Annotated in this window: 15 protein-coding genes; 6 read left to right on the forward strand and 9 right to left on the reverse strand. The window is 71.9% G+C overall.

Going from position 1 to position 16,702, the window contains the following annotated elements:
* Positions 1–19 precede the first annotated feature (19 nt).
* The 4 genes from katG (at position 20) to ACLGIH_RS32360 (ending at position 4,802) form a co-directional block, all read left to right on the forward strand.
* On the forward strand, positions 20–2,236 hold the full coding sequence (gene katG / locus ACLGIH_RS32345; RefSeq protein ID WP_416528835.1) for a catalase/peroxidase HPI: 2,217 nt from the start codon (positions 20–22) through the stop codon (positions 2,234–2,236).
* A 190-nt stretch (positions 2,237–2,426) separates the two neighbouring features.
* Positions 2,427–3,851 (forward strand): Gfo/Idh/MocA family protein, encoded by a 1,425-nt coding sequence (locus tag ACLGIH_RS32350; protein ID WP_416528836.1) that lies wholly within the window; start codon positions 2,427–2,429, stop codon positions 3,849–3,851.
* A gap of 49 nt (positions 3,852–3,900) precedes the next feature.
* Complete coding sequence (locus ACLGIH_RS32355) at positions 3,901–4,374, forward strand: hypothetical protein (RefSeq protein ID WP_416528837.1); 474 nt, start codon at positions 3,901–3,903, stop codon at positions 4,372–4,374.
* On the forward strand, positions 4,371–4,802 hold the full coding sequence (locus tag ACLGIH_RS32360; RefSeq protein ID WP_416528838.1) for a PaaI family thioesterase: 432 nt from the start codon (positions 4,371–4,373) through the stop codon (positions 4,800–4,802). The genes ACLGIH_RS32355 and ACLGIH_RS32360 overlap by 4 nt, the downstream gene beginning before the upstream one ends.
* 86 nt (positions 4,803–4,888) lie before the next feature.
* Here the strand turns inward: ACLGIH_RS32360 and ACLGIH_RS32365 are convergent, their stop codons facing one another.
* Positions 4,889–5,638, reverse strand: a complete 750-nt coding sequence (locus ACLGIH_RS32365; protein WP_416528839.1) for a hypothetical protein — start codon at positions 5,636–5,638, stop codon at positions 4,889–4,891.
* A gap of 262 nt (positions 5,639–5,900) precedes the next feature.
* Here ACLGIH_RS32365 and ACLGIH_RS32370 point away from each other — a divergent pair, with 262 nt between their 5' ends.
* A complete protein-coding gene (locus ACLGIH_RS32370; protein WP_416528840.1) occupies positions 5,901–9,275 on the forward strand; it encodes a pyruvate carboxylase in 3,375 nt (1,124 codons plus the stop codon).
* A 35-nt stretch (positions 9,276–9,310) separates the two neighbouring features.
* Here the strand turns inward: ACLGIH_RS32370 and ACLGIH_RS32375 are convergent, their stop codons facing one another.
* Both ACLGIH_RS32375 and ACLGIH_RS32380 read right to left on the reverse strand, forming a co-directional pair.
* Positions 9,311–9,688 (reverse strand): mycothiol transferase, encoded by a 378-nt coding sequence (locus ACLGIH_RS32375; protein ID WP_416529541.1) that lies wholly within the window; start codon positions 9,686–9,688, stop codon positions 9,311–9,313.
* A complete protein-coding gene (locus ACLGIH_RS32380; RefSeq protein WP_416528841.1) occupies positions 9,685–9,822 on the reverse strand; it encodes a DinB family protein in 138 nt (45 codons plus the stop codon). Before ACLGIH_RS32380 ends, ACLGIH_RS32375 begins: the two co-directional genes overlap by 4 nt.
* Before the next feature lie 242 nt (positions 9,823–10,064).
* On the opposite strand from ACLGIH_RS32380, the gene ACLGIH_RS32385 reads away from it, so the two are divergent.
* On the forward strand, positions 10,065–11,363 hold the full coding sequence (locus tag ACLGIH_RS32385) for a flavin-containing monooxygenase (protein WP_416528842.1): 1,299 nt from the start codon (positions 10,065–10,067) through the stop codon (positions 11,361–11,363).
* Between the two features lie 70 nt (positions 11,364–11,433).
* Here ACLGIH_RS32385 and ACLGIH_RS32390 read toward each other — a convergent pair whose 3' ends face one another.
* The 6 genes from ACLGIH_RS32390 to ACLGIH_RS32415 all read right to left on the reverse strand — a co-directional run bounded on the left by ACLGIH_RS32390 (position 11,434) and on the right by ACLGIH_RS32415 (position 16,668).
* Positions 11,434–12,561 carry a tryptophan dimethylallyltransferase family protein gene (locus ACLGIH_RS32390; protein ID WP_416528843.1) on the reverse strand — a complete coding sequence of 376 codons (1,128 nt, stop codon included), beginning with the start codon at positions 12,559–12,561 and terminating at the stop codon, positions 11,434–11,436.
* Between the two features lie 226 nt (positions 12,562–12,787).
* The gene (locus ACLGIH_RS32395; protein ID WP_416528844.1) at positions 12,788–14,137 is read right to left on the reverse strand and encodes a cytochrome P450; all 1,350 of its coding nucleotides are present in this window, start codon (positions 14,135–14,137) and stop codon (positions 12,788–12,790) included.
* Between the two features lie 15 nt (positions 14,138–14,152).
* Positions 14,153–14,746: a GTP-binding protein gene (locus ACLGIH_RS32400; protein WP_416528845.1), complete on the reverse strand. Its 594-nt coding sequence runs from the start codon at positions 14,744–14,746 to the stop codon at positions 14,153–14,155.
* Positions 14,721–15,098: a DUF742 domain-containing protein gene (locus ACLGIH_RS32405; protein WP_416528846.1), complete on the reverse strand. Its 378-nt coding sequence runs from the start codon at positions 15,096–15,098 to the stop codon at positions 14,721–14,723. The genes ACLGIH_RS32400 and ACLGIH_RS32405 overlap by 26 nt, the downstream gene beginning before the upstream one ends.
* Entirely contained in the window at positions 15,095–15,496 is a 402-nt protein-coding gene (locus ACLGIH_RS32410) for a roadblock/LC7 domain-containing protein (protein ID WP_416528847.1), read from the reverse strand. Before ACLGIH_RS32410 ends, ACLGIH_RS32405 begins: the two co-directional genes overlap by 4 nt.
* The gene (locus ACLGIH_RS32415; protein WP_416528848.1) at positions 15,493–16,668 is read right to left on the reverse strand and encodes a sensor histidine kinase; all 1,176 of its coding nucleotides are present in this window, start codon (positions 16,666–16,668) and stop codon (positions 15,493–15,495) included. Before ACLGIH_RS32415 ends, ACLGIH_RS32410 begins: the two co-directional genes overlap by 4 nt.
* Between the last annotated feature and the right edge of the window lie 34 nt (positions 16,669–16,702).

Genomic DNA, 16,702 nt, shown 5'->3' on the forward strand with positions numbered 1-16,702 from the left:
TCGGAAGGAACGGAACACCATGTCCGAGAACCACGACGCCATCGTCACCGATGCGAAAACCGAGGACGCGGGCGGCTGCCCGGTCGCGCACGGGCGCGCCCCGCACCCGACCCAGGGCGGCGGAAACCGTCAGTGGTGGCCGGAGCGGCTCAACCTGAAGATCCTGGCCAAGAACCCGGCCGTGGCCAACCCGCTCGGTGAGGACTTCGACTACGCGGAGGCGTTCCGGAGCCTCGACCTGGCCGCGGTGAAGCGGGACATCGCCGAGGTGCTCACCACCTCGCAGGACTGGTGGCCCGCCGACTTCGGCCACTACGGCCCGCTGATGATCCGCATGGCGTGGCACAGCGCGGGCACCTACCGCATCAGCGACGGCCGCGGCGGCGCGGGCGCCGGTCAGCAGCGGTTCGCCCCGCTCAACAGCTGGCCGGACAACGGCAACCTCGACAAGGCCCGCCGTCTGCTGTGGCCGGTGAAGAAGAAGTACGGCCAGAGCATCTCCTGGGCCGACCTGCTGATCCTCACCGGCAACGTCGCGCTGGAGCAGATGGGCTTCGAGACCTTCGGTTTCGCCGGCGGCCGCGAGGACGTCTGGGAGCCCGAGGAGGACGTCTACTGGGGCCCCGAGACCACGTGGCTCGACGACCAGCGCTACTCGGGCGACCGCGAGCTGGAGAACCCGCTCGGCGCGGTCCAGATGGGTCTGATCTACGTCAACCCGGAGGGCCCCAACGGCAACCCGGACCCGATCGCCGCGGCCCGCGACATCCGTGAGACGTTCCGGCGGATGGCGATGAACGACGAGGAGACCGTCGCCCTGATCGCCGGCGGCCACACCTTCGGCAAGACCCACGGTGCCGGCCCCGCCGACCACGTGGGCGCCGACCCCGAGGCCGCCTCCATGGAGGAGCAGGGCCTGGGCTGGCGGAACACCTACAACACGGGCAAGGGCGCGGACGCCATCACCTCCGGCCTGGAGGTCACCTGGACCACCACGCCCACCCGGTGGAGCAACGGGTTCTTCAAGAACCTGTTCGAGTACGAGTACGAGCTGGAGCAGAGCCCGGCCGGCGCCCACCAGTGGGTCGCCAAGGACGCCCCGGAGATCATCCCGGACGCGCACGACCCGGCGAAGAAGCACCGCCCGAGAATGCTCACCACCGACCTGTCGCTGCGCTACGACCCGGTCTACGAGCCGATCTCCCGCCGGTTCTACGAGAACCCGCAGGAGTTCGCCGACGCCTTCGCCCGCGCCTGGTACAAGCTGACCCACCGGGACATGGGCCCGAAGTCGCTGTACCTCGGCCCGGAGGTCCCGGAGGAGACCCTGCTGTGGCAGGACCCGCTGCCGGAGCCGGAGGGCGAGGCCATCGACACCGCCGACGTCGCGGCACTGAAGGCCAGGCTGCTCGACTCGGGCCTGACCGTCGCCCAGCTGGTCGGCACCGCGTGGGCGTCGGCCTCGACGTTCCGCGGCAGCGACAAGCGCGGCGGTGCCAACGGCGCCCGCATCCGCCTGGAGCCGCAGCGCAACTGGGAGGTCAACGACCCCGACCGGCTCGCGGTCGTGCTGCGCACCCTGGAGAGCATCCAGCGGGACTGGAACACCGGGGCCCGGAAGGTGTCCCTCGCCGACCTGATCGTCCTCGGCGGCTGCGCCGCCATCGAGAAGGCCGCCAAGGACGCCGGGATCGACGTCGAGGTGCCGTTCACCCCGGGCCGCGTCGACGCGACCGAGGAGCACACGGACGCCGAGTCGTTCGCCGCGCTGGAGCCCGCCGCCGACGGGTTCCGCAACTACCTCGGCAAGGGCAACCGGCTGCCGGCCGAATACCTGCTGCTCGACCGGGCCAACCTGCTCACCCTGAGCGCCCCCGAGATGACCGTCCTCGTCGGCGGCCTGCGGGTCCTCGGCGCCAATCACCAGCAGTCGCAGCTGGGCGTCTTCACCAAGACCCCGGGCGCGCTGACCAACGACTTCTTCGTCAACCTGCTCGACCTGGGCACGACGTGGAAGTCGACGTCCGAGGACCAGACCACGTTCGAGGGCCGTGACGCCGCCACCGGCGAGCTGAAGTGGGCGGGCAGCCGCGCCGACCTCGTCTTCGGCTCCAACTCCGAGCTGCGGGCGCTCGCCGAGGTCTACGCGAGCGACGACGCGAAGGAGAAGTTCGTGCACGACTTCGTCGCGGCGTGGGACAAGGTGATGAACCTGGACCGCTTCGATCTGGTCTGATCTCCCCGCCCCTCCAGGCCGGCCGGTGTCCCACCGGCCGGCCTGTCGCGTGTCCGGACGAACCGCGCGATGCGCAATGTTGATTGAAGTGGCTTGTCTCTGAACACGTATTGACATGGAAATGGCACTGCCCGCAGAGTCGTGCCTCGACAGTGATGCAGGCCTCCACTCATCGAGGAGCGTTGCCGCCATGTCCCACATCCCCCCTGTCTCCCGCCGACTGCTCCTGGGCGGCGCCGCCGCGACCGGCATGCTGGCGGCCGGATTCGCCGGTTCGGCCCAGGCCGCGTCGGCGGCGACCGAACAGGCACCCCGTCGCAGACCCGGTCAGAAGTCGATGATCGGCGTGCCCTTCGACACCCACCGGACCGTCCGCGTCGGCGTGATCGGCCTGGGCAACCGCGGCGGGGGCATGATCACCGGCTGGGCGGCCGTCCCCGGCTGCACCGTGACCGCCGTCTGCGACATCCGCGCCGACCGCGCCAAGCGCGCCGCCGACCGGCTGGAGGGCAAGGGCGAGCCACGCCCCGCCGAGTTCGGCGGATCCGCGGACGCCTACCGGCGGATGCTCGCGCGCGACGACATCGACCTGGTGTACATCGCCACGCCCTGGGAGTTCCATCACGAGCACGGCCGGGCGGCACTGCTGAGCGGCAGGCACGCCATGGTCGAACTCCCCGTCGCCACCGAACTGCGCGAGCTGTGGGACCTGGTCGACACCTCCGAACGCACCCGCCGGCACCTGATGCTGGCGGAGAACTGCAGTTACGGCCGCAACGAGCTGGCCATGCTCAGGGCGGCGCACGCCGGTCTGTTCGGGGACATCACCAACGGCCACGGAGGCTACCTCCACGACCTGCGCGAACTGCTGTTCTCCGACACCTACTACACCGACGCGTGGCGACGCCTGTGGCACACCCGCAGCACCGCCTCCCTCTACCCCATGCACGGACTGGCCCCGATCGCCGCGGCCATGGACGTCAACCGCGGTGACCGCCTGACCACCCTGACCGCCACCGCGTCGGCCCCGAAGGGCCTGGCCGACTACCGGGAACGGTTCGTCCCCCGGGACCACCCGTCCTGGAAGGAGACGTACATCAACGGCGACCGGATCACCTGCATGATCGAGACGGCGCGAGGCAGGATGATCCGCGCCGAGCACGACGTCAGCTCCCCGCGTCCCTACAGCCGTATCAACACCCTGGCCTGCAGCCGGGGGATCATCGAGGACTACGCGGGCCCCGCGCCGACCGGTGCACGGATCTACATCGAACCCGACCACGGCGGCCACTCCTGGCGCGACTTCGACACCTACCGCAAGGAGTTCGACCACTGGCTGTGGCTGAAGGTCGGCGACGACGCCGCGAACAACGGCGGCCACGGCGGCATGGACTACGTCCTGCAGTGGCGCACGGTCCAGCTGATGCGCGCGGGCCTCGTCCCGGACATCGACGTCTACGACTCGGCGGCCTGGTGCGCCCCGGTCCCGCTGAGCGCCGCGTCCCTGGCCCGGAACGGACGCCCGGTGGAGGTCCCCGACTTCACCCGGGGCGGCTGGCGGAGGGCGCGGCCCGGCCTCGACTCGCGGGAGACCGAGATGCCGCCCGCGGCGTGAGAAGGCGGAGCGCGGAACCGTTAAGTTCGATCATGTGCATGCAGATCCAGTGAAGTTCCGTGAACACAGCAGGCGCCTCAAGAACCTGGGGATCGGGCTGCTGTCCGCGGCGGCCGTGCTGTGGGTGTGGTGCGGTGTACTGCTCACCACCTCGTACCGGATTGGTGACGCACTCTCCGGCAACAGGCTGACGTGCGAGCCCCGGCTGACCGCCCGCGACGGTACGGCCAACAACGGAAGCCCGGAGGACCGCTGCGCGGACGAGCGGGACTGGCCCGAGGCGCTGGCCGTGCTGGGCCTGTCGGTCCCGCTCTCCGCCGCGGGCGCCGGGCTGCTCGCCCACGGCGGTCTCGGCCTGCGGCTGAGCGAGCACGGAGCCGTTCTGCTCGGCCTGCGCGTTCACGCCGCGCGCACGTCGCAGGCCGTGGCGGAGCGGGCGGCAGCGGAAAAGGAAGAGACGGGGACGGACGAGGCGGGGGAGGATGAAGCCGTGAAGGACGAGGGCAGGGGGAACAGCACGTGAACGACACTCCGGACCTGGCGGCCGCCCAACAGGCGCTGGCCGCACAGCCGTTCAGCAAGCTCCTCGGCGCCCGCCTGGTCGGCTTCGGTGCGGGCGAGGCGACGCTCGAGCTGGACATCCGCGACGACCTGCGCCAGCAGAACGGCTTCGTGCACGGCGGCGTGCTCGCCTACGCGGCCGACAACACGCTGACCTTCGCCGCGGGCACCGTGGCCGGCGCCCGGCTGCTGACCGCCGGGTTCACGCTCGACTACCTGCGCCCCGCCGACGGCACCCTGCTGCGGGCCCACGCCCAGGTCGTGCGGGCCGGCCGCTCCCGTGTCGTCTGCCGCTGCGACATCTCCGCCGTGGACGGTGCCGGGGCGGCGACCCTGTGCGCCGTGGCACAGGGCACCATCGCGGTCCCCGAACCTCCGCGGGAAGCCTGAGCCCGCAGCACCGCCGGAAAGGCACCCGGGCCGGCAGGGCCGGTCGCCACGTGACGAGAGCCGCGGTCACGTCCTGAGAGCCGCGGTCACGTCCTGAGTGCCGCCGCCGGCCCCATCACCACGACCGGCTCCTTCTCCGGGTCCAGGGCGCGCAGCAGCGCACGCATGTGCTCCCTGCGCAGGGACAGACAGGCGTTGGTCGGTCCGCCGTGGTCCACGTGGATCCAGACCCCGCCGCCCCGGTCCGCGCCCAGCGGCCGCTCCTTGTTCAGCGGGGTGGTGCCGGGCACGCGGTTGTAGTCGATGGCGACCACGTAGTCGAACGAGCCCTCCAGCGATTCCCCGAGGTGGCCGGTGCCCGAGATCGCGAACTCGGGGTCCTGGTCGTACGGCAGCCCGCTCCCCGGATCGGGCAGCCGGCCGCCGGCGTCCCGCAGCCCGAACACACCGATGGGCGTACGCAGGTCGCCCGCACGGTGATCACGGGTCCAGCCCCGCAGACCGTTGTGCGCGGGCCAGGGCCCGGCGACGGTATGCCAGCCGCGGACGGGGTCCTTCTCGTACAGCACGGCCTCCGCCCCGGCCGTGTTGATCGTCGTGCCCTCGACGACCAGGACCTGCCCGGTGCCCGCGGGGACACGGGACCGCATCACGGGCCCGAGGCCGGGAAGCGGACGGTCCGAGGGCGCGGGAGGAGCGGCGGGGGGAGCGGGGGCGCCGGATGCCGGGCTCGGAGCGGATCCGCCCCCCGGCTGCTGCTGCGCACAGCCGGTCGCAAGCGCCCCGGCGCAGACGACAGCGCTGATCACGAACGTCAGAGCCTTCCCGACGGTCATACAACCTCCGACTCCATGGGTGGACAACTCATTGCTTGACCGCCGAGGAGCCGGTTCCTCCGTCCCCCCGCCCGGGTCCCCCGTACGGCGCAGGAAGGCGGCGACGGTCGCGGCGACACCGGACGGCTCCCGGCCCACCCGGGTGACCGGCACGGCGTCTGCCCGTGCGGCCGTCGGCATCGAGTGGTCCGAGTCACATGGCGTACCGCCGGTGCCCCCGACACGATGGTCTTCCGTCACCGGCAGGCTGAAGGGATCACCGATGTTCCGCAAGGTGCTGGTAGCCAACCGCGGTGAGATCGCGATTCGCGCGTTCCGCGCGGGCTACGAGCTGGGCGCCCGAACCGTTGCCGTCTTCCCGCACGAGGACCGCAACTCACTGCACCGGATGAAGGCCGACGAGGCCTACGAGATCGGGCAGCCGGGCCACCCCGTGCGGGCCTATCTCTCCGTCGAGGAGGTCGTCCGGGCGGCCCACCGGGCGGGAGCGGACGCCGTGTACCCGGGGTACGGCTTCCTGTCCGAGAACCCCGATCTGGCGCGGGCCTGCGAGGAGGCGGGCATCACCTTCGTCGGGCCCGGCGCCGACATCCTGGAGCTGACCGGCAACAAGGCGCGCGCCGTGGCCGCCGCCCGCGCGGCCGGTGTCCCGGTCCTCGGCTCCTCGGCGCCCTCCACCGACGTCGACGAACTCGTCCGGGCCGCCGACGGCATCGGCTTCCCCGTCTTCGTCAAGGCCGTCGCGGGCGGCGGCGGGCGCGGCATGCGCCGCGTCGAGGACCCCGCCCAGCTGCGCGAGGCCATCGAGGCCGCGTCCCGGGAGGCGGTGTCCGCGTTCGGCGACGCCACCGTCTTCCTGGAGAAGGCCGTCGTCGAGCCCCGCCACATCGAGGTGCAGATCCTCGCCGACGGACAGGGCAACGTCATCCACCTGTTCGAGAGGGACTGCTCGGTGCAGCGCCGCCACCAGAAGGTGATCGAGCTGGCGCCAGCGCCCAACCTCGACCCGGCGCTGCGCGACCGCATCTGCGCCGACGCCGTGCGCTTCGCCCGGCAGATCGGCTACCGCAACGCCGGCACGGTGGAATTCCTCCTCGACCGCGACGGCAACCACGTCTTCATCGAGATGAACCCCCGCATCCAGGTCGAGCACACGGTCACCGAGGAGGTCACCGACGTCGACCTGGTCCAGTCCCAGCTGCGCATCGCCGCCGGCGAGACCCTGGCCGACCTCGGCCTCGCGCAGGAGACCGTCAGCCTGCGCGGCGCCGCGCTGCAGTGCCGGATCACCACCGAGGACCCCGCCAACGGGTTCCGCCCGGACACCGGCCAGATCAGCGCCTACCGCTCACCCGGCGGTTCCGGCATCCGCCTCGACGGCGGCACCACCCACGCCGGTACGGAGATCAGCGCCCACTTCGACTCGATGCTGGTCAAGCTCACCTGCCGGGGCCGGGACTTCGCCACCGCGGTGGGCCGCGCCCGGCGCGCCGTGGCCGAGTTCCGCATCCGCGGCGTGGCCACCAACATCCCGTTCCTCCAGGCGGTGCTGGACGACCCGGACTTCCGGGCGGGCCGGGTCACCACCTCCTTCATCGAGCAGCGCCCCGAGCTGCTCACCGCACGCCACTCCGCCGACCGCGGCACCAAGCTGCTGACGTACCTCGCCGACGTCACGGTGAACAAGCCGCACGGCGAACGGCCCCGCACCGTCGATCCGATGACGAAGATCCCGCCGCTGCCCGCGGGCGAACCCCCGGCCGGCTCCCGGCAGCGGCTCGCCGAACTCGGCCCCGAAGGCTTCGCCCGCTGGCTGCGCGAGTCGCCCACCATCGGCGTCACCGACACCACCTTCCGCGACGCCCACCAGTCACTGCTCGCCACCCGGGTGCGCACCAAGGACATGCTCGCCGTCGCCCCGGCCGTGGCCCGCACCCTGCCGCAGCTGCTGTCGCTGGAGTGCTGGGGCGGCGCCACCTACGACGTCGCCCTGCGCTTCCTCGCCGAGGACCCCTGGGAGCGCCTCGCCGCCCTGCGCGAGGCCGTGCCCAACATCTGCCTGCAGATGCTGCTGCGCGGCCGGAACACCGTGGGCTACACGCCGTACCCGACCGAGGTGACCGACGCGTTCGTGCAGGAGGCGGCGGCCACCGGCATGGACATCTTCCGCATCTTCGACGCCCTGAACGACGTCGACCAGATGCGGCCGGCCATCGACGCCGTACGGGAGACGGGCACCGCCGTGGCGGAAGTGGCCCTGTGCTACACCGGCGACCTCTCCGACCCCGCCGAGCGGCTGTACACCCTGGACTACTACCTGCGCCTGGCCGAGCGGATCGTGGCCGCGGGCGCCCACGTCCTCGCGGTCAAGGACATGGCCGGCCTGCTGCGCGCCCCGGCCGCCGCCACCCTCGTCTCCGCCCTGCGCCGGGAGTTCGACCTGCCGGTGCACCTGCACACCCACGACACGGCCGGCGGTCAGCTCGCCAGCTACCTGGCGGCGATCCAGGCCGGCGCGGACGCGGTGGACGGGGCGGTGGCGTCCATGGCCGGCACCACCTCGCAGCCCTCCCTGTCGGCGATCGTGGCCGCCACCGACCACTCCGACCGGCCCACCGGCCTCGACCTCCAGGCGGTCGGTGACCTGGAGCCGTACTGGGAGAGCGTCCGCAAGGTCTACGCCCCCTTCGAGGCGGGACTGGCCTCGCCGACCGGCCGCGTCTACCACCACGAGATCCCGGGCGGCCAGCTCTCCAACCTGCGCACCCAGGCCATCGCGCTGGGCCTCGGCGAGCGGTTCGAGGACATCGAGGCGATGTACGCCGCCGCCGACCGGATGCTCGGCCGCCTGGTGAAGGTGACCCCGTCCTCCAAGGTGGTCGGCGACCTCGCCCTGCACCTGGTCGGTGCCGGTGTCTCCCCGGAGGAGTTCGAGGCGGCGCCGGACCGGTACGACATCCCGGACTCCGTCATCGGCTTCCTGCGCGGCGAGCTGGGCACCCCGCCCGGCGGCTGGCCCGAGCCGTTCCGCAGCAAGGCGCTGCAGGGCCGCGCGGAGGCCAAGCCCGTGCAGGAACTGACCGCCGAGGACCGCACCGGCCTCGCCAAGGACCGGCGGGCCACGCTCAACCGCCTGCTGTTCCCCGGCCCGACGCGCGAGTTCGAGACGCACCGCAGCACCTTCGGCGACACCAGCGTCCTGGACAGCAAGGACTTCTTCTACGGGCTGCGCCCCGGCAGCGAGTACACCGTCGACCTCGAACCGGGCGTCCGGCTGCTCATCGAGTTGCAGGCCGTCGGCGACGCCGACGAGCGCGGCATGCGGACGGTGATGTCGTCCCTGAACGGCCAGCTGCGTCCGATCCAGGTCCGCGACCGGGCCGCGGCCTCCGACGTTCCGGTCACCGAGAAGGCCGACCGGGCGAACCCGGGCCATGTCGCGGCGCCGTTCGCCGGCGTGGTGACCCTCGCGGTCGCCGAGGGCGACGGGGTGGAGGCCGGTGCCACGGTGGCCACGATCGAGGCGATGAAGATGGAGGCCGCGATCACCGCGCCCAAGTCCGGCACGGTGGCCCGGCTGGCCATCAACCGGGTCCAGCAGGTGGAGGGCGGCGACCTCCTGGTCGAACTTGCCTGAGCCCCGGCTGCCTTCGCCCTCTCGGACGGGGCCGGTCACCGCTGCGCGGTGCTGCCGGCCCCGTCCAGTGCTTCCCGGATGATGTCCGCGTGACCGGCGTGCTGGGCCGTCTCCCTGATCAGATGGAGCAGAATCCGGCGCGCGGACCAGTGGACCGTCTCGGGCGGAGACCAGGGAGTCCTCGGCAGCGGCACCCGCCCGTCCAGGTCCGGCAGGGCGCCGACGGCCTCCTCGGTGCCCCGCGCGGCGGTCGCGTAGGCGTCCAGCAGGCCGGCGAGCGACTCGCCCTCGGCCATGGCGTACTGCCCCATGTCGAGCATGCCGTCCGGGAGTTCCCCGTTCCCCTCGGCGAGGAAGCGCGTCCATACGCGTTCCCCGCACGCCAGGTGCTTGACGATCCCGCCCAGCGTCAGCTCGCTGACGTCGTGCGCCGCGCGGCCTGGGCGTCGGTGATGCCGCGGACGGTGATCAGCAGCAGCTCCCGCTGCTCGGCCAGGGCCTGGAGCAGGTCGGGGACGGGGACGGGGGCTTCAGCAGGAGTGGTCATGAACCTCACGGTAGGAGGGCAGTAGGACAGAGTGTGTCCTCGATGGGCCTCGGGTCCCCACGCTGCTCCGACGGCGCCGAGCCCGCGCGACCGGCGTGCCCACGGGGTGGAACGCCGTGCCGACAGGGCGAAACGTGAGGACTGCCACGTCGGTTCGGCGCGGGTACTGGTGTGCGGTGAGTGGCGGATGGGCAGTCAATGCCTGTCGGGGGAGGATCACGTGTGAGTGCCGGGGAGAAGCTGTGCGTGTGTGTGTCATCGGTGCGGGGCTGTCGGGGCTGGCTGTGGCACACGCCCTCAACGAGCGCGGCATCGGGTTCGTCTGCCTCGAGCGGGCTGCCGACGTCGGCGGCATCTGGCGTCAGCCCGGGGCCGGCGAGCGGGGGCCCGGCTACCGGTCACTGCACCTCAACACCGCCAAGCAGCTGACGGGTTACGCCGACTTTCCGATGCCGGACTGCTACCCGCTCTACCCCCGGCACAGCGATGTCGCCGCCTATCTGCGGTCCTTCGCCGAGTGGGCTGGCCTGCTGGAGCACGTGGAGCTGCGCACCGAGGTGGTGTCCGCACGCCAGGAGCCCGACGGCACCTGGACGGTGGTCAGCCGGAAGCCGGACGGCACGTCGGCGACGCGGCGGTTCGAGCACGTGGTCGTCGCCTCCGGGCACCACACCGACCCGGCCCTGCCCGACCCGCTCCCGCCCGGCGCCGCATCCTTTGCCGGAACGATCCTGCACTCCCTCGACTACCGCGACGGCAGCGATTTCGCCGGACGACGCGTCGTCGTGGTCGGTCTCGGGGCGTCCGCGGTGGACATCGCCGCGGACCTCTCCCGGCACGCCGCGCGGACCCTGCTCTCGGTGCGCCGGGGGCTGCACATCGTGCCCAAGCAGCTCTTCGGGGTGTCGGTCGACCTGATCGCCGACGCCCCGTGGTGGGGAAAGATGTCCTTCACCGAGCAGCGCAGGTTCGTGGAGCAGGCCCTCCTGGTCGCGCGCGGCCGGCTCGGGGACTACGGCCTGCCCGAACCCGACCACCCGATCTTCTCCTCGGCCGTGACCATCTCCGACGAGATCCTCAGCCGCATCCGGCACGGCGCCGTGACGCCGAAGCCCGCCATCGCCTCCTTCGACGGCGACCGGGTCGTCTTCACCGACGGAACCGCCGAGGAGGCCGACGCGGTCGTCTACTGCACCGGCTTCCGCATGGCCTTCCCGTTCCTGCCCGACGGCTGCCCGCTGGGTCCGGGCGGCGCCGTCGAGCTGTACAAGCGGGTCGTCGCACCCGGCCGGCCCGGCCTGTACTTCGCCGGCCTGGTCCGTCCCGTGGGCGCGATCACCCGGCTCGTGGAGGCCCAGGCACGCTGGCTGGCGGGGATCATCGAGGGCGAGACCGCACTGCCGTCCGAGGACGCCATGCGCCAGGAGATCGACACCTACCTCGAAGCCATCGCCCAGCGATACGGCCGGACCCAGGGCGCCTCGATCCAGGTCGACGTGACCCCGTATCTGGAGGAACTGCGGGAGCTGCTCGGCGTGTAGCCGCTGCCGCCCGCCCGCCGCCCCATGGGCGCGAGGCTCCCGGTGCACCCGTGCCGGGAGCCTCGTCACGTCAGCGCAGGGCCTCCGCCGCCAGCGGCGCCCGGGCGACCGGCGGCCGGACCGCGTACGCCTCGGAGGAGACGTACGCCGTCACCCGCGGCGGCCGTCCGTGCTGATGGGCCAGTGCCAGGTAGGCGATCAGCCCCACCCCGTCCTCGGGCCGCCGCTCGGTGACGGCGGCCAGGGAGCGGGCGAGCACCCCGGAGTCCAGACCGTGCCGGCGCAGCGCGCTCACCGCCCGCGCCAGCGCCTCCCCGTCGTGCCGGACGTAGTCCCGGACCGGCACGTGCAGGGTGAAGCCGGTCGGGTGCGCGGCCGCGGTGTCGGTGAAGGAGTGGCAGGTCAGGCCGGGGCGCCGGCTCAACCGGGAGTCCCCGGAGCCGGCTCCCGCGGCTGTGCGGAAGAACCCCTCGATCCCCGCCGCGGCGGGACCGGGGTCCATGCGGGACAACCGCCCGGCACGGACGGCCGTGAGGCCGTCGTGGCGCAGATAGACCTTGGCCCGAGGCTCCTGCCAGTCCCCGAGGTCCAGGGCGAAGAACGGGTATCCGTCGGCCTCGGGCAGCGCGGGGGCGGCGTGCCGGTGACCGAGCCGCCGCAGAGCCTCCCGCACCGTAGCGGCGGCGCGTTCCGGCCCGGAGGCGGACGGGTCCAGGTAGACCTTGACCTTGGGCACGCCTCCGGGCCGCAGCTCCAACGCGCACCACAGGGCCAGCGTGCCCCGGGGGGAGTCGGGCAGGAACAGGTCCTGGAGGTCGTCCAGCTCGGCGGTGGAGAAGCGCCAGCGCCGGGCCATCGCACGGACCGTCGCGAGCCCCGCCCGGCCGGCGGCGGCCAGGCTGCCTGCGCCGCAGCCTGGTTCCACCAGCACCCGCAGGGCCGGGTCCGCGCCGCGCTGGAAGGAGAGCGAGAACTCGACGGGCGTGTGGTCGTCGGACAGGAAGGTGCGGTTCGCGGGGGGCAGGTCCAGTGGCCGCCCGGCCACCGGACCCAGGGAGTCGGTCAGGACCTGGGCGTAGGTCTCGGCGTCGGCGTCGGACAGGCCGACGACCCCGCACAGCCGCCGCAACTGGCCGCTCGTGAACGCGCCGAGAGTCGGTGTGCCGGGCTCCTGGCGACCGGCCGGGGCGGCGCTCACCGGGCCGCCCGGAGCCGCAGGGCGTGCGGCCGCGGCGGGCGCACATGAGGATACCCGCCCGGTGGGGCGGGTATCTGGGGTCTGACCGACAGGAAAGCAGCGTTCGTGGATATGTGGTCCACGACACCTCCTTCACCTCGTAAGCAACTCGAATGCCGCGTTGCTCACTACCCCTGCCGTCGAACCATCATGCGAAGGGGGAGAGTTCAGGAGGGTGTTGCGCACATCACCGTGTGAGCCAGTTGAGGAACTGGCTCCACAGTCCGGCGCGTCCGGCCGAACGCGCCGCCCCCGCCGCCTGCTCGTGCTCGGCCGCCGCCGGAGCGGACCGGTCGGCCGGCCGACGGGCCGGCTGCACCGGCGTGAACCGGGCCGGAAGCGTGACCAGCGCCCGGTTGAACGGCCCCGGACGCCACGCCAGACTGTCCTCCGGCACGGCCAGTTCGACATCGGGCAGCTCGTTGAGGAGGTTCTCGATGGCCGTCACCGTGATGTGCCGGGCCGGTTCCTTCGACGGGCAGGCGTGCGGGCTGGCGCTCCACGCCAGATGCGCCCGGTTGCTGCCGGCCTGGCGCGAGGCGGTGAGCGTCGGCCCGGTGTTGGCCGCGGCGAAGCTCACCAGCAGCAGGTCGCCGGCCTGCAACTGCTGTCCGGCGAACTCCATGTCGGTGGCCGGGTAGTGCGGCGCGTAGTTCGCCATGGGCGGGTTCTCCCACAGCGTGTCGTCGAGCGCCTCGTCGATCAGCCCGCCCTCGTGGGCGTACCGGTCGTGGGTGAGCAACCGGTGCAGTGTGTTGCCGATGAGATTGCGCAACGGCTCGGCACCCGCCCCTAACAGCAGTGCCAGCTGGTGGACCATCTCCTCGTCGCTGAGCCCGGCCTGATGTTGCATCAGCCACGAGGTGACGTCGTCGCCGGGCTTGCTCCGCTTCAGCGTGACGAGTTCCCGCACGGCCTGGAACAGCACCTCGGTGGCCTTGTCGGCGTTGACTCCGTCGAACATGCCGGAGATGCCGAACAGCACCCGGTCGCCGATGCCGGCGGGGCAGCCGAACAGCTCGTTGAACACGAACAGCGGCAGCTGCTTGGCGTAGTCGCCGAGCAGGTCGGCCGAACCACGGGCGCTGAACTGGGAGATGAGGTAGCCGGAGATCTGCTCGGTGCTGTGGCTCAGCCGGCGGGTGTCCACCCGCGCCATGCTGTCGGTGACCGCCTGACGCAGCCGCAGATGGTCGGCGCCGTCGGCGAACATGCAGTTCGGACGGTAGGCCAGCAGCGGGGCCACCGGGCTGTCCGGTCCCACCTTGCCCTCGTTGAAGGCCCGCCAGCGGCGTGCGTCCTTGCGGAAGGAGGCGGAGTCCTGCAGCAGTTGCAGGGCCGCCGCGTAGTCGGTGACCAGGGTCGCCTCCACGCCCGGAGCCAGCTCGACGGGCGCGGCGGGCCCGTAGTGGCGCAGGAACTCGTAGTAGCCCTGCGGGTCGGCGGCGAACTCCGGCCCGTGCAGCGGCACCCGGCCGCCGGAGCCGTGGGCCGGGCACCCGGGCGGCGGCACCGGGGCGTTGTCGTGAGCGTGCATGTCTGCTCTCAGTTCCTAGTGGGCACGGTCCAGCAAGTGGCGGACGAGCGTGGTCAGCACGGCGGCCGAGGACTGCTCGTCGCGGGCGTCGCAGGTGACGACGGGGGTGTCGTCCAGCAGGTCCAGCGCCTCGCGCAGCGCCCGTTCGTCGCGCGGCGGCGCACCGTCGAAGTGGTTGACGGCGATGGCGTAGTCGAGCCCGTAGTGCTCGATGAGGTCGATCACCGGGAAGGAGTCCGCCAGCCGCTCGGGATCGACCAGCACCAGGGCGCCGAGCGCGCCGCGGGCCATGTCCTCCCACATCTGTACGAAGCGCTGCTGTCCGGGTGTTCCGAAGAGGTAGAGCACCACCCGGTCGCTGATGGTCAGCCGGCCGAAGTCCATGGCGACCGTGGTGGTGGTCTTGCCCTGGACCCCTTTGAGGTCGTCGACCGACTCGGCGGCCCGGGTCATCGTCTCCTCGGTGGACAGCGGCTCGATCTCGGAGATCGAGCCGATGAACGTGGTCTTGCCCACCGCGAAGTGCCCGACGACGAGAATCTTCACCGCGGTCTGGGTCGCCCCGCCGCGGACATAGGCCTGCTCATCCAAACTTGGCGCGGAGACCATTGAGCACCTCCTCCAGGATTTCCTTGTCGGCGAGGTGGGCGCGGGCCACCGGCGGGCGGGTGACGACATGGCCGCCCTCGATGAGCGAGGCCAGCAGGATCCGCACCACGCCCAGGGGCAGCCGGGTGTGCCCGGCGATCTCGGCGACCGAGAGATAACCGGCGGAGCAGAGACCCAGCAGGCTCTGCTCCTCGGGAGACAGCCGGGCGGCCGGCCGCCGGCCGTGTGCCTCGGCCGCGGTGACCAGCGTGATGAGGGAGAGCTGCTCGTCGTCGGGCAGGTCGCGCCCCTTGGTGATGACATACGGCCGTACTAACTCCGCGGCCTCGGGCTCCCAGGCGTCGTGGTTCATGAGCGGGTGCCGAGGTTCTCGCGCGGCGGAGTCGTCAGCTCCTTGCCGAGCTGGGCGACGAGCTGCTGCATCCGGAAGGTGATGTCCGCCATGTCGACGTCGGGAGTGGCGGACACGCCGAGGTAGGCGCCCTCACCGGCGGAGATCAGGAAGACCCAGCCGCCGTCGAACTCGACCAGGGTCTGCCGCCACCGCTGGTGGGGGTCCTCACAGAAGAACCCGAGGGTCCGGCTGAGCGACTGCACACCGCTCATCGCCGCCGCGACCCGGTCCGCGTCATCCTTGTCGAAGTCCTTCGTCCGGGCCATCAGCAGCCCGTCGGCGGATATCAGGACCGCGTGCAGGGCCCCGGGTATCTCCAGCGCGCTGTCGAGCATCCATGACAGATCGTCCTTCACGAGACCTCATGTCCTTCGCTGCTTGCACCACGTGTGCTGCTCGTCTGATCCGGGTCGTCCGGCTGCGCCGCCCGGCCCGACTGCGTGCCCCGCTGGAAGGCCGCCATGACCTGTGCCTGCTCGGCCTCGGAGCGGGTCTCCGAACGCGGGGCCGAGGTGCCGCCCGGCACGATGGCCATCGGCCGCTTGCGGCGCCGCCGGGGCAGGCCGTCGGCCGTCGAGGAGGCGGTGAGCGCGGCTTCCGGCCCGCCGTCCGTACCGGACCGGCCGGCCGCGCGGACCGCGGGCGCCGACGGCGCCTTCTTCTCCGGCATGGCGGTGAGCAGGTCGTGCGGCAGCAGAACGACCGCACGCACCCCGCCGTACGGGGAGGAGGAGTCCACCGACACCTCGAAGCCGAAGCGCTCGCACAGCAGGCCGATGACCGCGAAGCCGAACTGCGGGGGGTTGCCGAGTCCCGCCACACCCGAGGCACGCTCACTGGAGAGCAGCTTCTGGGCGCGGTCGCGCTCCTCCTCGCTCATGCCGACACCGGCGTCGTCGACGACGATGCAGATGCCCTTGGGAACGGTCCGGATGTTGATCTCGACAACGGTGTCGGGGCTCGAGTAACTGGTGGCGTTGTCCAGCAGTTCGGCCAGGGTCAGGGCCACGGGCTCGACGGCCCGGCTGGTGATGCCGAAGTCGACCTGGGACAGGATCTCCACCCGGCGGAAGTGCCGGATCCTGCCCTGGGCGCTGCGCACCACGTCGTACACCGAGGCGGTGTCGCGCCGCCCGCCCAGCCAGCCGTCGCACAGCACCGCGATGGACTGCGCCCGCCGCCCGAACTGCGAGTTGGTGTGGTCGATTTCCAGCAGGTCCTGCAGCATCGCCGAATCGCCGTACTTGCTCTGCAACCGGGACAGCACCAACTGCTGTTCGGCGGCAAGGCCCTGAAGTGTCCGCATGGCGGATTTCAGGACGGTCTTGGTCTCTTCCTCGGCCCGCTCCTGCGCCGCACGCACGGACTTTCCGTAATCGTTCTCCAGCTCTGCGTAATGAACCTTGAGGTCCTGGACTTCCTGCCGCAACGCGCGCGCCGCCCTGCGCTGGCGGACGACAAGGGTGATGGCGGCAAGGAGGGCGAAGAAGAGAACCCAGAGCAAGGGGTTCCCTATGTATTCCGTCATAAGACTCTCTTCAGGCGACTGACGGCCAGCTTGC

Origin of the sequence: Streptomyces hamibioticus (genome assembly GCF_047946815.1) — a bacterium.
Taxonomy (GTDB): Bacteria; Actinomycetota; Actinomycetes; order Streptomycetales; family Streptomycetaceae; genus Streptomyces.

What these genes read in the sequence shown, in the direction of transcription:
- ACLGIH_RS32365 (WP_416528839.1), bottom strand. Translation starts at nt 5,638, where the DNA reads ATGACCGTCGGGAAGGCTCTGACGTTCGTGATCAGCGCTGTCGTCTGC.
- ACLGIH_RS32380 (WP_416528841.1), bottom strand. Translation starts at nt 9,822, where the DNA reads ATGACCACTCCTGCTGAAGCCCCCGTCCCCGTCCCCGACCTGCTCCAG.
- ACLGIH_RS32350 (WP_416528836.1), top strand. Translation starts at nt 2,427, where the DNA reads ATGTCCCACATCCCCCCTGTCTCCCGCCGACTGCTCCTGGGCGGCGCC.
- ACLGIH_RS32405 (WP_416528846.1), bottom strand. Translation starts at nt 15,098, where the DNA reads ATGAACCACGACGCCTGGGAGCCCGAGGCCGCGGAGTTAGTACGGCCG.
- katG (WP_416528835.1), top strand. Translation starts at nt 20, where the DNA reads ATGTCCGAGAACCACGACGCCATCGTCACCGATGCGAAAACCGAGGAC.
- ACLGIH_RS32400 (WP_416528845.1), bottom strand. Translation starts at nt 14,746, where the DNA reads ATGGTCTCCGCGCCAAGTTTGGATGAGCAGGCCTATGTCCGCGGCGGG.
- ACLGIH_RS32370 (WP_416528840.1), top strand. Translation starts at nt 5,901, where the DNA reads ATGTTCCGCAAGGTGCTGGTAGCCAACCGCGGTGAGATCGCGATTCGC.
- ACLGIH_RS32415 (WP_416528848.1), bottom strand. Translation starts at nt 16,668, where the DNA reads ATGACGGAATACATAGGGAACCCCTTGCTCTGGGTTCTCTTCTTCGCC.
- ACLGIH_RS32395 (WP_416528844.1), bottom strand. Translation starts at nt 14,137, where the DNA reads ATGCACGCTCACGACAACGCCCCGGTGCCGCCGCCCGGGTGCCCGGCC.